The organism is Brevibacillus sp. FSL K6-6036 (genome assembly GCF_037964015.1).
Classification (GTDB): domain Bacteria; phylum Bacillota; class Bacilli; order Brevibacillales; family Brevibacillaceae; genus Brevibacillus; species Brevibacillus borstelensis.
Genome location: NZ_CP150173.1, coordinates 1,173,176 through 1,188,317, shown reverse-complemented (window position 1 = coordinate 1,188,317; position 15,142 = coordinate 1,173,176). Strand labels below are relative to the sequence as shown.

At 50.0% G+C, this 15,142-nt stretch carries 15 protein-coding genes; 4 read left to right on the top strand and 11 right to left on the bottom strand.

Features of this window, described 5'->3' with window-relative positions; translation table 11 throughout:
* Positions 1-131 precede the first annotated feature (131 nt).
* The 3 genes from NST37_RS06100 to NST37_RS06090 form a co-directional block, all read right to left on the bottom strand.
* Complete coding sequence (locus NST37_RS06100; protein WP_152562206.1) at positions 132-803, bottom strand: GDSL-type esterase/lipase family protein; 672 nt, start codon at positions 801-803, stop codon at positions 132-134.
* 127 nt (positions 804-930) lie between these two features.
* Entirely contained in the window at positions 931-2,730 is a 1,800-nt protein-coding gene (locus tag NST37_RS06095; protein WP_227278409.1) for a HAMP domain-containing sensor histidine kinase, read from the bottom strand.
* Positions 2,727-3,407 carry a response regulator transcription factor gene (locus tag NST37_RS06090; RefSeq protein ID WP_024983507.1) on the bottom strand — a complete coding sequence of 227 codons (681 nt, stop codon included), beginning with the start codon at positions 3,405-3,407 and terminating at the stop codon, positions 2,727-2,729. Before NST37_RS06090 ends, NST37_RS06095 begins: the two co-directional genes overlap by 4 nt.
* A gap of 362 nt (positions 3,408-3,769) precedes the next feature.
* Here NST37_RS06090 and NST37_RS06085 point away from each other — a divergent pair, with 362 nt between their 5' ends.
* Positions 3,770-4,234, top strand: coding sequence for a hypothetical protein (locus tag NST37_RS06085; protein ID WP_024983508.1), 465 nt, complete (start codon positions 3,770-3,772; stop codon positions 4,232-4,234).
* Positions 4,235-4,353: 119 nt separating this feature from the next.
* Here NST37_RS06085 and NST37_RS06080 read toward each other — a convergent pair whose 3' ends face one another.
* The 4 genes from NST37_RS06080 to NST37_RS06065 form a co-directional block, all read right to left on the bottom strand.
* Positions 4,354-6,507 carry a M56 family metallopeptidase gene (locus NST37_RS06080; protein WP_003388169.1) on the bottom strand — a complete coding sequence of 718 codons (2,154 nt, stop codon included), beginning with the start codon at positions 6,505-6,507 and terminating at the stop codon, positions 4,354-4,356.
* 45 nt (positions 6,508-6,552) lie between these two features.
* Positions 6,553-6,936 carry a BlaI/MecI/CopY family transcriptional regulator gene (locus NST37_RS06075; protein WP_003388170.1) on the bottom strand — a complete coding sequence of 128 codons (384 nt, stop codon included), beginning with the start codon at positions 6,934-6,936 and terminating at the stop codon, positions 6,553-6,555.
* 314 nt (positions 6,937-7,250) lie between these two features.
* Positions 7,251-8,675, bottom strand: a complete 1,425-nt coding sequence (locus NST37_RS06070) for a SpoVR family protein (protein ID WP_327970071.1) — start codon at positions 8,673-8,675, stop codon at positions 7,251-7,253.
* A 155-nt stretch (positions 8,676-8,830) separates the two neighbouring features.
* The gene (locus tag NST37_RS06065) at positions 8,831-9,433 is read right to left on the bottom strand and encodes a hypothetical protein (protein WP_339186426.1); all 603 of its coding nucleotides are present in this window, start codon (positions 9,431-9,433) and stop codon (positions 8,831-8,833) included.
* Between the two features lie 169 nt (positions 9,434-9,602).
* On the opposite strand from NST37_RS06065, the gene NST37_RS06060 reads away from it, so the two are divergent.
* Positions 9,603-10,484, top strand: coding sequence for a phosphotransferase (locus NST37_RS06060; RefSeq protein ID WP_339186424.1), 882 nt, complete (start codon positions 9,603-9,605; stop codon positions 10,482-10,484).
* 96 nt (positions 10,485-10,580) lie between these two features.
* Here NST37_RS06060 and NST37_RS06055 read toward each other — a convergent pair whose 3' ends face one another.
* Positions 10,581-10,763, bottom strand: coding sequence for a hypothetical protein (locus tag NST37_RS06055; protein ID WP_003388175.1), 183 nt, complete (start codon positions 10,761-10,763; stop codon positions 10,581-10,583).
* A 199-nt stretch (positions 10,764-10,962) separates the two neighbouring features.
* Here NST37_RS06055 and NST37_RS06050 point away from each other — a divergent pair, with 199 nt between their 5' ends.
* Complete coding sequence (locus tag NST37_RS06050; RefSeq protein WP_024983513.1) at positions 10,963-11,337, top strand: DUF423 domain-containing protein; 375 nt, start codon at positions 10,963-10,965, stop codon at positions 11,335-11,337.
* A 213-nt stretch (positions 11,338-11,550) separates the two neighbouring features.
* Positions 11,551-12,171, top strand: a complete 621-nt coding sequence (locus tag NST37_RS06045) for a DUF6143 family protein (RefSeq protein WP_003388177.1) — start codon at positions 11,551-11,553, stop codon at positions 12,169-12,171.
* A gap of 112 nt (positions 12,172-12,283) precedes the next feature.
* On the opposite strand, the gene NST37_RS06040 is transcribed toward NST37_RS06045, so the two are convergent.
* The 3 genes from NST37_RS06040 to NST37_RS06030 all read right to left on the bottom strand — a co-directional run bounded on the left by NST37_RS06040 (position 12,284) and on the right by NST37_RS06030 (position 15,085).
* On the bottom strand, positions 12,284-12,712 hold the full coding sequence (locus tag NST37_RS06040) for a DoxX family protein (RefSeq protein ID WP_003388178.1): 429 nt from the start codon (positions 12,710-12,712) through the stop codon (positions 12,284-12,286).
* 217 nt (positions 12,713-12,929) lie between these two features.
* Positions 12,930-14,159 carry an MFS transporter gene (locus NST37_RS06035; protein WP_171505780.1) on the bottom strand — a complete coding sequence of 410 codons (1,230 nt, stop codon included), beginning with the start codon at positions 14,157-14,159 and terminating at the stop codon, positions 12,930-12,932.
* On the bottom strand, positions 14,156-15,085 hold the full coding sequence (locus NST37_RS06030) for a winged helix-turn-helix domain-containing protein (protein ID WP_003388180.1): 930 nt from the start codon (positions 15,083-15,085) through the stop codon (positions 14,156-14,158). Before NST37_RS06030 ends, NST37_RS06035 begins: the two co-directional genes overlap by 4 nt.
* Positions 15,086-15,142 lie beyond the last annotated feature (57 nt).

Genomic DNA, 15,142 nt, shown 5'->3' with positions numbered 1-15,142 from the left:
TAATTTTTGTTTTTGGGCAAGCTTGCTCGCATAAGGCGTTGCCCAGCATGTTTGGACGCTGCGGGCATGTTTGAGCGCTCAGGAAGAGAACTGCCCTGCAGCCCTCCTGAACCGAATGCAGGGCAGCGAATCTATTTTTGACGGTTCTTGATAAACTCCAGCATGAGAGGATAAAACTCCGCTTTGAAGTGAATGCCATCCGCATCATGCAGATCGGATCGACCTGTAAAAAGCGGCGACAGATCGATATATTCCACCTGCTCCTTTGCAGCCAGCTCCTTCAGTCCCTGATTGTACTCGCCGATCGTGTTATAGCGGGGCTCTTTTTTCTCTGCCTCCGCTGTGACCGGCGTGACGGTAAGGATCGAGATTTTTGCATTCGGCAGCTTTTCTTTGATTTGGCCGATCAGTTTTGCGTATTGATCCAGCGCATAGGCAACCGGATTCTCTACCGGCCAGAGGATGTCATCCGACCCTAGCTGGATGTAGATATGCTCCGGGTTTCTTTTGACCAGATCGTCAATGTCCTCCAGAGCAAACTCGGCCGTTTTCCCGGCGCCGGCAGCCACATTCGCTTCGTCCAAAACATCATGGAAGGACAGCCCTTCCGTAATGGAATCTCCCAAAAATACGCTCGTTTGAAAAACGGATGGCAACGAAGGCTTCGCAGCGGGCTCTTGCTGGTTCGCTGCGGGAGTGGAAAGAGATGTTCCCTGGCTGCTTGCCGTTTCCTGGCTTCCGCACGCCGCCAGCGATGCCGCTGCGACCCCTGTGAGCAAAAATGTCATCCATTTTTTCGTCATATCGATGTCCCTCTCTTGTACATGTATTTCCAAGCCTTGCGCTTGCAAGAGATAGCGTAATCCGGGCAGATAAAGATCAGATGCAGATGAGATCAAGATAAATAAAAAAAGTGCAGAACCTGCAGTTCTACACTTTTTTCGGCAAATAGAAGTAAAACAATACGCCCTCCGCTGTATTGGCCACCCCATAAGCTGCACCGTGCAAATCCAATATTTTTTTGCAGATCGCCAGTCCCAGCCCGGTGCCGCCCTTTGAGCGCTGGCGCGAAGGCTCCCCGCGATAAAAGCGGTCCCAGATTTTCTCCAGATGCTGCTTCTCGATATGGACCCCTTTGTTTTCCACACAGACCTTTACGCTTCCCTCCTCTTCCATAGCCGTAATGGAAATCGACTCCTTCTCCGGCGAGTAGCGGATCGCGTTTGTCAAAAAGTTGGTGATGACTTGTTCGATGCGATGCTGGTTGGCGATGACTTCGACCGGAGCCAGATCGGTATGAAGCTGCAGCTGCTTTTTGTCCAGCTCCAGAGACAACTGCTGGCATATTTGCCGGATCACCGTATCAATAAAAAAAGCATCGAGCTTCAGCTTGTACGTACCGGACTCGAACTTCGCCAATTCAAGCATATCGACGATCAGCATGTCCATCCGGTTCACTTCATTTTCCATCGCTTCCAGATAATGCTCCCGCTTGTGACTCGCGACGCCGTCCCTGACAATCGAGATGCAGCTTTTGATCACGCTCAGCGGCGTTTTCAGTTCATGCGAGACGCCCGCGATAAATTCCTTCCTCGTGTTTTCCAACTGTTTTTCCTTCTCGATGTCCTGCCGCAGCTGTTTGATGTGCGAATGCAGCGTATCGGAAAGCTCATTGATTGTCTGAGAAAGATCGCCAATCTCGTCTTTGGAGGCAATGGAGATTTTCTCCGAGAAGTCCAGCGCGGCAATCTTTTTCGTCGTGCGGTTGATGAGCAATAGCGGCCGCGCAATCCGTTTGGAGTAGTAAAACGAGAGCAACAGAATCAGGATCATCACAAACAGAATCAGATACACGTAGTATGCCTGGATCATCTGTACGGCCTCGTCAACAGGCTGCAGCGAGGTCATCGCGATGACATAGGCGGGTTCTCCGCCGACGATTATCGGGTCGATCATGATTTTGTACTTTACGTCGTTTTCCTCATAATCAATCATTTGCAAACCTACAGGCTGCTTCTTCTCTTTCCCCAGCAGCAGATTGGCCTGGAATTCTTTGACCCGGTCTATAAACAAGTGGTTGGAATAAACAAATCTGCTGGCGCGGTTTCCGTCAGGCAGTTGGACCTTGGTGATGTGGCCATAGAGAAAGTAGGAGGGAAATTCTTCATGCTCCTCTGCCGGATTATCAAAGCTCGGAATGATTTCGTGCTCTTTCTTGGCCATCTGCTGGTTCTCCCAGGCAATATTTCCGTTTCCCAGCCCCACCCGATACGTGACCGCTGCCGAATCCACCGTGATGCCATTCAGAATCACACGCTCCCCTTCGCGAAGAAAAGGATTCTTCTTAGAAATTTCTTCGGCACCCACGAGGCTGTACAGCGGAACGGTTATCGTCTCCCCTGCGATGCTGTGGTCTTGATCAGGATCGAGTTTGACCTCGATATAGAAGTCGTCAGTTCCTTTCAAATTGCCCAGCTTGTCAACGGTGGTAATCCATGTATTGTGCTTGCGGTAAAACTCTTCCTCCAGCTTGTCGATTGCGTGTGTATCGCCGCCGCTATTTGCGTAGGCTGTTTCAAAGCTTTGGAGGCTTGCCTGAATATTATCCACTTTTTTATTCACATAAAACTGCTTGAAAAATACGGTTTGACCGACAAAAATGACGGCCAAAATGAACAGGCACAAGGCGCTTGTCAGCAGAAACAATTTGAATACGATGCCCGTTCTCATGCGTGCTCCTCGAATTTATAGCCCGAACGGACAACCGTCACAATACATTTTGCTTTATCCCCCAGCTTGTATCGCAAATTGCGGATATGGCTGTTCACCGTGCGGTCATCTCCAGCGAAATCATAGCCCCAGATTTTGGTGATCAACTGCTCCCTGTTGATGATGATCCCTTTGTTTTTCATGAGATAGGCGAGAATTTCAAATTCTGTATGCGTCAGGCTGCTGTTCTTTCCATCCACCGTGACGGTACGGGAAGGCAGGTGCATCACAATGCCGCTGCCTGATAAAGTGTCATCGGCTGAAGCTCGCGGCAGCTGCCGGCTTTCCAGAAGCCTTTTCGCCCTCGCAAGCAAAATCGGCGGGCTGAACGGCTTCGTAATATAATCATCCGCACCCAGCTCAAACCCGAGCAGGGTGTCATCTTCATCCGAGCGGGCGGTCAACATGATGATCGGAACGTTGGATATTTTGCGAATCCGCTGGCAAACAGACCACCCGTCGATTTTCGGCAGCATGATATCCAAAATGATCAGATGAACGTCATGTTCCTGGAATAAAGCCAAAGCTTCTTCGCCGTCGACTGCTTCCAGCACTTGATAGCCTTCATGCAGGAAATAATCCTTGATGATTTCACGTAAGATCTCTTCGTCTTCTACGACTACAATTGTTTTTTGCATCATGTTTGTACTCTCCGTTACAAGGTTTATCTGTAGCTTTGCCAAGGATGGGCCGGTGTGGCAAGTGTAAATCGGAGGCAAGACCGGAAATCTCCGGGACTTGTTACATACCATCCTACCTATCAAGTCTACTGAAACAGGTGGCGGGATTCTATCTTTTTTGCTGTTTGGGTTTGTTTTATCTGTTGCGTCCTATTGGATTATCCCGGTTCTCGCAGAGTTTTCGCTACAATAATTGGATTAATTTGTAAAGATACTAAAAAGGTTTTTATTGAACATTATATGAAATTAATAAAGAAGATTTACAATATAGTGGGTAAATGGTAAAAATAGTATATACCAAATTTTAGGAGGTATTTTCAATGAAAAAGATCGTCCTAAGCATGCTCAGTCTTGCACTTTTATCCAGTGTAGCTGTCGCAGCATCTGCAAATGAAGCTTCGACGAATTCTGTGATTAAGCCACAAGCAATCTTCTACGATAGAGAACCAAACGATAAAAGGGCCGATGCCAACTTTTTCTCTATTGGCGACGGAAACCAAATCTCCGGGACACTCCCGATAGGGGACGCTGCGGACTGGTATACATTTACTCCATCGACAACCGGAAAATATCGTTTTTATTTTTCCCATTCGTCCCTCCAGTTTTATTCAATGGTTGTTAAAGGGGATGGCGTTGGAACAGTAGGAAAAATTGAATATAATGACCCAATTAAGTATTTTGACGCCACAGTAGAGGCAGGCAAAACTTACTATATTGAGGTCAGTGGCGGTAAGGACGATACTGCTGATTTTGGTTATGATATTTACACGTACAAAATTAATTAATGAAATGAAAGGAACCACTCGGATAACTCCGAGTGGTTTCGCTTTCCCTTATTCGCTACTGCCGTTTTTCCGGGCTTGCGTTAGTTTTCTAATCAGATCACACTCAAACTCAGCAAGACTTATTTCCATTGGCTGGCATCTACCGGTTTTGCTTTGATCAACTCAGCGACAATTTCTTGTTGCTGCGGAAGATCTTCCTGGAAGGTTACCTGGTAGCCGAGATCGTTCTCTACCCAAAAATAACTGACATTGTCAACTTCATCCGGCGAGCTCAACCTTCCATCTATTTTATATTTTTCTGTGCGGAATACTTTTTTCCCCTCTATTTGCAAAGGAGTCGTCTTCAAGCCAATTTTTTCGCCATTAATAATTTCGTGAAAATAGGTGCCCGTCTTCTGAATCTCTTCATACGTGCTCGTGTCTTTTTCCTGATCAAAATAGAAGCTGTTTTTCCATTTTCCAGGTTTGTTGGTTCTTGCAAACTCCACGAAGAAGCCCATTGATGTGCGGTCCGTATCTCGATAGTACGCCCAAGCTCCAGATGCTTCAAAGATTTCAAGAAATTGCATGGGAAGCTTCGGAGTAAATCCGAGCAACTCCTGCGCATAGCGCAAGTCTTCTGTGTCATAGACGTTTGTTTTGAACTGACCCTTCTGATTTTCATATTGCTTCAACATGTCTTGGTCAGGGAATTTCATCGAGGAAATCACTTTCAACATTTCTTCATCAGAAACATCAAACTCTCTGAGCTTATATTGAAGGCCTTGGTCCTCCCAAAAATAGGCGGTCAGCGAGTCCGATACCCGTGTCAGCTTTAGAATGTCCATTCCATTCAGCTTCAGCGTTTCTTTCTTGATATCCGGGGATTGCTGATTTTCCAACAAGGCATCATCATGCTCGGCTCCACTAGGAAGAATCACCATATCATATAAGTAGTGGCTCTTTCCTTCATATTTGTTAAAACCAATATCCACTTTGGACAGCTTTTGATCATCCAGATACAAGGTAACATAGGCCAAGCTTAACTCCGGCAAGTCCGGCACCTTGAACGGTGTGGGCGATACCTTTACCGCCTTTTCCAAGCTGCCGTAGCTCCGATGAGAAGAATTGAACAGAAGGCGCTCTTTTCCCGTTTCCGCAATGGTTGCCGGGCTGCTTGCCGGAGCAGGTGCAGGCGCGGCGGCGTTTGTTAATGTCGCTACACCGAGACCGGCTACACAGACAACCGCCAGAGCCGACAATTTATACGTTCCCTTTTTATATGCTTTGATCATGGTAATTCTCCTTGTCATTTCGCTTTTGTTGGTCGTACCCCAAAAATACAGCAGTTGGGGCTGAGCGGATTTGGACGCAAACCGCTTCAAACATTCAATCATCGTCAAGCCATAAGGAGTCGCTGCTTGTTCTCCGAGAACCTCCAGAACGCAGGCATCGCAGGCGATCTCCCTGGCCGCTTTCATTCTTTTTACACAGATCCACACGAGCGGATTCATCCAGTGAATCGCCAGGACAAAGCTGCTGAGCGTATTCCACCACATGTCTTTTCTTTTGCAGTGGGCCAGCTCGTGTGACAAAATATGTAGTAGCTGGGAGGGGGCCAACTCTTTCACGACCGCTTCCGGGACGAAGATCCACGGATGAATCAATCCGGCGATAAACGGGCTTTTTGCATAGTCCCCTGTGTACAGCGGGATTGGCTTCTTTATACCGAATTTCCTTTGACATTCATCCATGACAGACAAGATCTGCGGGTCTGTTACAGGCGTGAGCGTTTTGCGTCGATTTCTCAACCGGAACAGGCAGGCAAACAAATAGCCTATGAACACAATGGCCCCGGCAAACCAGATCGCCGATACGACTTGTACTCCCAGCGGATAGCCAACCTGCGAGAATTGACGTGCTTGCGTTTCATCCTGCAGCGCGATCGCTACAGGCTGCACATGATTTTTTTCAAGAGCCGTGCTATGATTGTTTTGTGGTATTTTATTCTCTTCGCTGTTTCGAGAAATGTCATGGGACAGGCTGCTGCCTTCCACATGAATCATCGAAACGGCATTTTTTATCGTTGCGGCAACATTAAATATGCTTGCCGGGCTGCTTGGCAAATCAGGCAAAAGCAGTCTGACCAACACGAGCAGCCACAGCGCATGCTGAAGGCGGGGACTCAGACGATGCCGAAACAATTTTTGAATGGCCATCACCAGCAGGACCACTGCGCTCGCCGCTAGTGTGGAATCGAAAAACCATAAAAAAACGTCGCATAGGATCTCCATGTGTTTGTACCTCAACGATGGCCTCCGGCATTTCGCCTTCTGTCGCTATCGTTTTTCTCCCTTTTTTTCCTCAAGTATCTTCTGCAGCTGCTCAATCTCCTTCTCGGACCAATCGCCCTCTTCCAAAAAGTTGGTCACCATCAGCTTTGCCGCTCCGCCAAACACTCTGTTTACAAACGATTTGCTTTCCGCTTTGACGCATTCTTTTTCGGTAACCGCCGGGTAGTACAGATAGCTTCTACCCGCCTTCTCGAATCCGATCGCCTTTTTTTTCACTAGCCTGTTCAGAAAGGTGCGAACCGTCTGATCGCTCCATTCGATTTCGGCCGGCAGTTGAGCTGCGATTTGCTCCGCGGTGAGCGGACTTTGCTTCCAAATCACCTTCATGATTTCCCACTCGGATTCGGATATTCTCGGAATGTTGGTCATATGCTTCACCTCCTATCGATTGGAAACCATTATTTACAAATGTAAATATAACAGCCGACTTCAAGTTTTACAAGCGTAAATTCATTTTGTTCAGGTCAGCAGCATCATGAAACAAGCTTGCGCAACAAAAAGCGGAGATGGCGTTCGAGGTGCTTCTCTTTAAACGAAAAAGCAGTAGCTGCGGCTTGAGCAGAACAATGGGATGGCAGTGCGGCTGATGTCCATTCTGTCTGGAACAAAAAAAGGGGCTGATCGCCCCATCTGCACTTTTTGCTTTCCCGTGAAAAAAATGTTCTTGTGATCTTCCCGTACTCTTACAAAAACCGCCGATGCACCTTTTTCCCGTCATACGTAAACTGTACAGGCCGATCCTCGATCACCGTTTCAAGATGGACATTTTTCCCCCACATGCGATAAATGTAAGGAATCGTCTTCTCCACGTATTTGACATCCAGCTCCAGTCCTTCAAAATGGTGCTTCAGGTACAGCTCGCCAGCCCGCAGGTAGTCGCCGTCGTGGACCATGACATACGGGAAGCCGCCATTGACGCGGGTAACGGCGAGACCATCCCGGACATCCTCCCATGCCTTGTCAGTCACGACCCACTCGTTCCCCTGCTTGCCAAACATGTACAGATCGAGCTTGCCGACCAAATCCTTGGTCAAGTAGTTGCGGATAAAGCTGATGTCAGACTCCAGCTCGCGGACTTCAAAAATTTTGGCGCGTCCCTGCCCCGGCTTCCGTCCGAAACGCTCCTGCTCCTCCTTGGTCGGATTGTCCCAGCGGCGTTCAATGTCTTCGAAAATTTTCAACCCCAAATGATACGGATTAATGCTCGTCGGCGAAGGCTGAATGACAGAGGAATGCAGCTTGGCAAATTCAATCGTCTCCGCTTCGGTCAGGTCCATTTCGCGCAAAATCCGCATGTGCCAGTAGGAGGCCCAGCCTTCGTTCATAATCTTCGTCTCCAACTGCGGCCAGAAATAGAGCATCTCATCCCGGACGATCGTCAGGACATCACGCTGCCAATCGTCGAGAATCTGGCTATGCTCCATAAGAAAGAGCAGCAGGTCTTTCTCCGGTTCTGGCGGAAATTTGCGCGCCGGCTTCTCCGGCTCCATCTTCTCTTCTGCACGGTCCAGCCGCCACAAATCGTCGTATGGGGTGCTGCGCTCCGCTTTGGCTGCCGGTTTATTCCCCGCCTCCTCTACCTCCCGCTTCCATCTCAGCTTGGGACGCAAGAGGCTCGGGTCGATGTGCTCCTGAACGGCCAGGCAAGCATCGAGCAAGGATTCGACCGCTTCCTTGCCGTGCTCGATTTCGTATTGGCGGATGCGCTCCGAGCTCGCTGCCATGCTCTCGACCATGTCCCGGTTGGTGTTGGAGAAGCGGGCGTTGTTTTTGAAAAAGTCGCAATGCGCCAGGACGTGGGCGACGATCAGCTTGTTTTGGATCAGGGTGTTGCCGTCAAGAAGAAAGGCGTAGCACGGATTGGAGTTGATCACCAGCTCGTAAATTTTGCTCAGGTTGAGGTCGTACTGCAGCTTCATTTTGTAAAAGGACTTTCCAAAGCTCCAGTGCGAGAAACGGGTCGGCATCCCGTACGCGCCGAACGTGTAAATGATGTCCGCCGGGCAAATTTCGTACCGCATCGGGTAAAAATCAAGGCCGAAGCCTTTGGCAATCTCCGTAATTTCGTCTATGGCACGCTCAAGTTCTTTGCGCTCTTCATTGGTCATTGTTGTCCCCCCAAGTCTTTCCGTCCTTATCTTATGTATATGGGGAGTGCTTGGGATTAGATGAGGGTTGCTGAGCAATTTTTGTGTGGGTAATTCGTTCGTTGTTTTATGAAGGCGTCACGTGAAAAAAAACTGTTGGTGATATTCTTCTGCTCTTACAGGCTTTCATCGAGGAATGAATCTAACTGAGTAATGAAATCTACGAAAGGATTGGAACCTTCATGAAAATCAGCATGGGAGAGAAAGGTACTGTTTATGCTGTATCCGTTTTTTTCAAACCCGTATTGATATACATTAATGGCCGGGAACATGCTGGAGTAATACTCCCTAAGATCATTTTCAGGCGAATTGTATCTGGCATCGCTGTAGCAGATACTGTGCTGCCACTGTGGGTGCTGAGGCCCGAGACGGGTACTTATGCTCAGCAGTACGATTGTTCCATCTGCTTTGTTTTTATATATGTAGTTTTTTTGCCGTCCGAATATGGATGTAGCGATGTCCTCTTGCTGCGGCCCCAGGATACTGTCTGGAACGGTTAATAGGTTATTGCTGCCTTTTACTACCTCTTCATAGTTGGCTCGTCTGAAGTCCTCTGCCAGCTTCTCTGTTAGTCTTTGAAAACGTTCACTGCTTTCCTCTGTAAAGACGTTCCCCGCATCAACCATATGAACTTTTGCAACGATGCTATAAGCAAATCCTCCTAAAATAAAGGCCGATATGTACCCAGCAATAAGCAGTATCACCTTGTATTTTTTCATGTAGTACCACCTCTAGTCTCGATCTTTTGGCGAAATAGTATATAAAACTATTAAAGCATGGTTTCTATTTTTGTATATAATTACCTGTAGGGCATCGATAGAATCCCCCCTACTACCATAACGTTGTTCTGGCACAACGAATTTTAATGAGAAAGCGAGTTTTGCCCAAATGGAAACCGACCGCGAGCCCCTTGTGAACAGATCGGTAGAAGCAATCCGCCGTTCATGTCCTGACTTGCCCATCACAAGCGCTGTCCCCATCAATCTCGGCCAAAACAACGACGTGCTGCTGGTAAACGACGAACTGATCTTTCGCTTTCCCAAATATGCAGAGGGGATCAGGAAGCTTCGCCTGGAGGTACGGATTCTGGAAAAGATTCAAAGCCGGGTCTCTCTGGACGTCCCCTGTCCGCTCTATCATTGCCTCGATTCCAATCAGGTCGGTCGGGCATTTGCCGGATATAAAAGGATTGGAGGAGAGCCGCTCTGGAAACGCCTCATCCACGCGGAAAACGCCCCTCGACTGGCAGGACAGCTCTCCCGATTCCTCGATAAGCTGCACAACTTGACTGTGGACGTTCTGGATATAGACGGTCTTGGGGCGGAAAATGGCGCTGCTGTTTGGTCAGACCTCTACGAGCGCATCAGAGAAAAGCTGTTCCCCTTTATGCGGCTGGATGCACAGAAATGGGTAGAGCAGCATTTCGAGACCTTTTTGCAGGATGAGACCAACTTTGCCACGCAGCCTGTACTGATCCACGGTGACGTCGGACCCGGGAATATTTTGTACGACAAAAATGATGACCGCATCACGGGAATAATCGACTTCGGGTCTTCCGGATTGGGCGATCCTGCCATTGATTATGCTGGTCTGATCGCCTCATATGGCGAGCCGTTTTTCAATGAACTGTTGAGGCATTCCCCGGACATCGAGGCACATTGGACAAGGGCCAAATTTTATAGGGGAACCTTTGCTCTGCAAGAGGCGCTGTTCGGACTGGAAAACAACGATCAGGCTGCGTTTCAAAACGGAATAAAAGGCTATACGTAGCGAACCGAAGCTCGTCCCGCTCTCGCCGAGAAAAACGGCGTCCTTCCCCCGGACGCCGCCATCGGCACAAGAACCCGTATCCCCGTTTTGTTGCAATTACCTCTGGATGATGTCGCGTACACCTGTATAGATAAGTGCAGCGGAAAATACCAGTATCGAGATAATGCCCAGTCCATCCACGACAGGGTTCAGGCCGGAGAGGAAGGAACCTTCCAGAGGCGTTTTCAGAAAAGCATAGCCTCCGACCAAGCCGCCAAGAAGCGAGAGCCATTTGTTCATCTGTGCGTCACCTCCCGTTCACCCAGCTCTAACTTCTGCTGGATTTACTACACCCTATGCGAGAGGTGGCCAAGCGGTTTAGACAGAAGTACAAGGCGTGTTCATCAATTTGCAATTGGGCATTGCTCTTCCTGTAAGGTACAATAGAAGCAGCGAGTCAGTTGAATTGACCATTTCCTCTTCAAAGGAGCGATATACGTTGCGTACCTTCTTATTGCTTGGCGCGATCAACGGTTTTTTGTCCGTTGCACTCGGCGCGTTTGCAGCCCATGGCTTGAAGCAAAAGCTGGATGAGTATTTGCTGGGCGTCTTTCAGACCGGCGTTACCTACCAGGCCACACATGCTCTCGCCTTGATCGCGGTTGCCTTGCTCATCAAGTTTTTCCCCGGTTCCTCCACATTGACCTGGGCAGGCTGGTGCTTCTTTTTCGGCATTGTCCTGTTTTCCGGCAGTCTCTATGCCCTCAGCTTGACCAACATCAAGGTGCTGGGTGCGATTACCCCGTTCGGGGGCGTGCTTTTCCTGGTCGGCTGGGCGCTGCTTGCCATCCAGGCGTGGAAAACAGCTTCTTAACCTACTCATTGTCTTTACACCATGCGGCTTCTTCTTCGACGGAGAAGCCGTTTTCCATTCTGCAACAGAATTCGGACTGCCGCGCCTCCCTGTTCGCCAGGCTGCCGCGATTTTGAGCAGACGCGGAATTGACATCTTCAGCGAAAATGCCTAGCACGGCACCCGGGCCTTTGCCATATCCTGTAGGTGAGTTTCCCCGAAGGAGCGAACCGGATGGCAAAACACCCGTTTTCTCATCAGCCGCCTTACTTTTACGGCATGACAGATATGTACATGCAAATGGGCTTTTACCCCTATCCAGGACAGACAGCCGAAGAACATCCCGATGCGAACGTTGGCATCCCTTTGCCCATGGCCATGGCCATGCAATGCAAATACTACCTCGGCCAGACCGAACCATTGACAGCGGGGGGCGGCACTTCTGCCTGGGCGGCGCTGGTCAATCCGCTCCGCTCTGAAGTCCATCTGTTCGTAAATGAGTATGTAATCACGAACCGCTCTGCCGCCTATCCGGCTGAAGCACAGCTTTGGTTCGGCAAAGCCGCTTCTCTCGGCAATCCTACCGTATCCCAGTTCGTCACACCCGGATTTGTGCAGCTCTCCCCCTGTCCACAGCCCCAAGGTCAGATCGTCTACGATACCGGCCCGCTTCCCATGAACGGCACTGCCTCGGCTACGCGGGTCGTCTCTCCCAGCTCATCCGTCGCCGCCGAAAAAACCGGCCATTGGATACTGGGTCCCGGTACAGCTCTGCTATTTTATTTTCCCGGGGAGGGAGAAGCTGTCGATTTGATCGTTTCGCTCGGATGGTGGGAGCAGCCGATGTACCGATAAAAACCGCTACACGTTGGCGGTTTTTTCGCGTCTTCATGCACATCCCAATCCAAGTCGCAGAACAGTCGGGAGGCCTTTGAAACGATAAAAGCTGTTGCCAGAAAACGACTCATTAGTCCGTTGCTATCCGCGGCTTCTGCCTTCGACCACCCAGGTAGAGAGTTGTCGCCAGCAGCACCAGATCAAGCTCATACCCGCTTTTGCCTCCGCTTCCTATCAAGCCGTTTTGCCATTTTACCGTAACAATGGCACCGATCATGATGGCTGCCAGCGCCCATGCCGCATAGCGGGTGGCGATACCGAGGATCAACGCCATTCCTCCGAGCAGTTCCACGGCCAGAACAGGATAAGCCAGCCATTCCGGCAAACCGTAGCTGACAAACGATTCTCCGACCGGCTCCATCCCCTTTTTCAGCTTCGCAAGGCCATGCGCCCAGAATATCAGTCCGGTTACGAACCGCAAAAATAGAAACGACGCCTGCTCGATCCCCTTTCCCCAAGAAACGGCTGCTGTGTCGTCTTCCTCCATCCGTTTCTGCATCTTTGCGACCTCCTTTTCTCTTTTTCTACTACTCTATGCTCCCTGTCGGACAAACAGGAAAAACCCGAACAGAAAAAGTCCGGGCTTTCGTGACGGATTCGGTGCTGCATATGGCTCTGATTCGGCTTCGACTCTGCATACCGTACTGCGTTCGTAATCTATTTGGCACTGCATACGATATTACACCAATATCTCACGTTGGCATCGTTCGTCCGGCTCAGCCTGCAGATACTGGACTGGCCAACCTGCGTTGCTTCTTTTCGTAAAGACTGCGCCCCGCTCCGTAAAACACGAGACTGATGACGGCGAGTGCCGCCATGACGAGGAACATGACCGGTCCCCCATAAGAGGATAAAATCATGCCGCCGGCCCACGGGCCCAAAAAATTGCCCAACTCACTAAAGCTTTGCGCTCCATAATAGGTTCCCCTCATGTGTGCGGGAGAAATCTGATCGATCTGGGCGTATTCTGCTGGAACGATCAGTATTTCACCAAGAGTAAATACAATCATCGCAATGATGAATGAGCTCCATTCCTGGGAAAAGGCAAAGCCAACCTCGCCTGCAGCCATCAAGAGCACTCCCCCGACCATCCGGCGAAACAGCGTTAAGCGCTCTGCCCATCTGGTCAAAGGGGCCTGCAGCAGCAGAACAGTCACTCCGTTGACGCTCATCATCACGCTGAATAAAGCCACGCCCTCCTTGATGTTCTGCTGCAGATACTGAGAGAGTGTGACGGACATCTGGCCATGTACCGTAACCAAGAGTACGCCTCCGAGCACAAACATCAGCAGGACGACATCGCGGCCAAGCACCTGCCACATCTTTGCAACTTGCGGTTTTTCCGCCAACTGGCCGGGCGCGTCCCCTACCCGGTACTTTTTGCAAACATACGAGAGCAATATGGCGAACAGCAAATAGGTCATGGCAGTCAGCACAAACGTGAAGCCGCTGCCCGCGATTCCGAGAAAAGCCCCCAGCATCGGCCCGATGGAGAAGCCCAGGTTGATCGCCAAATACCGGTTGGCGAAGACGCGAAACCGCTTGTCCTCCGGTGTCAAATCTCCCATCAGCGCTTTGGATACGGTACCGAAGAAGGCGCTGGCCAATCCCCTCAAAATACTGTTGAGAAGGAGTATGAACGGGTCGTTGGTGACGACAAATCCGGCGAAAGCGACTGCCATCAAAAGCATGGACAGAAGCATCAGCTTTCTGCGACCGAACAAGTCGGACAGCAGGCCGCCCAGAAATCCTCCGACCATTCCGGCCAAGGGACCGGCACCGATAATCACGCCGATCTCTGCAGGCGACAGCGACGTCGTCTCGCTCAGCATAATCGCCAAAAACGGCATGCTCATCGACTGCGTCAGCATGACGAATACGGTGCCTGCCATCAGCAGATGGACAACGGGATGTTGGGCGGCCCACGCTTCTTTCAGCCTGTTCATCGCTCGCTTCCTCCATCGTAGAAGTATTGCGACAACATGTCAGGCAGTTTGGCAAAGACCGCGTCCCGTATGCTATAGCCCTGCACCGTTGTACTGTCAGCGTAGTGGGCGCGGATCAGGCCTGCCCTGCGCAAAGCCGTGACATGGTGATGAACGGTGCTTTTGGCGAGCCCGACTGCTGCCTGCAATTCGCTCAATGTGCATGTTTTCTGGGCAAGCGTACGAAGGATGAGGAGGCGCTTCTCGTCAGCCAGGCATTGGGTAGTCGCCAATAGCTGCCTCACTGGGTTTTGTTTCACAATTTCTCCGTCAATGACCGGGTACAAGACCGTCGCCATGCCGCGATAAAAGTCAAGAATCGTGGTCGGTGTACAGTGAGCCTGAGGAACAAGCACGACGCGTTTGAGACTCTCTGTCGGCTCGATCCAGATGCCATTTGTCGCTTCATCGATCAAGAACGGCGCCTCGATGCTCTTTGCCCGCTCCCGCAAGTATCCCGCGCTTTCTTTCAAAGAAGCCAAAACAGCCTGCTCCTGACGGGAAAAGTAATGCTCATTCCAGCTAGACAAAAGCCTCAAGGAGCGATCACGAATTTCTCCCAAATTGAGTGGAATGGAGTCGACCCAGGGTGCCATCCGCTCATACATCTCTCCGGCAGGCAGCGAGCCCAGCCAGTCAAGGAATTCGCCGACCGTCTCCTTTCGGGGTGACTGTGCAGCCAAAAGAACGATCCGGTGGAGCACCTCCCAGCGCTCATCCTCCAGTTCTGCAGCAAAGGACGCTGGCAGCAGTTGTTTTGTTTTTTCTCTCCAGGCAGGTTCGAGAAAATAGCTTTTCACTTCCTTTTGATGGGTGTATGCATAAAAGCTGGTTATACATTCGTACACAGGAGAGAATTCGATATCTATAGAATACATATTTTTCATTCGATCACCATCGAATATTTATTTGATGATTCAACTTTACCCCTCCTGTTTGTTTTT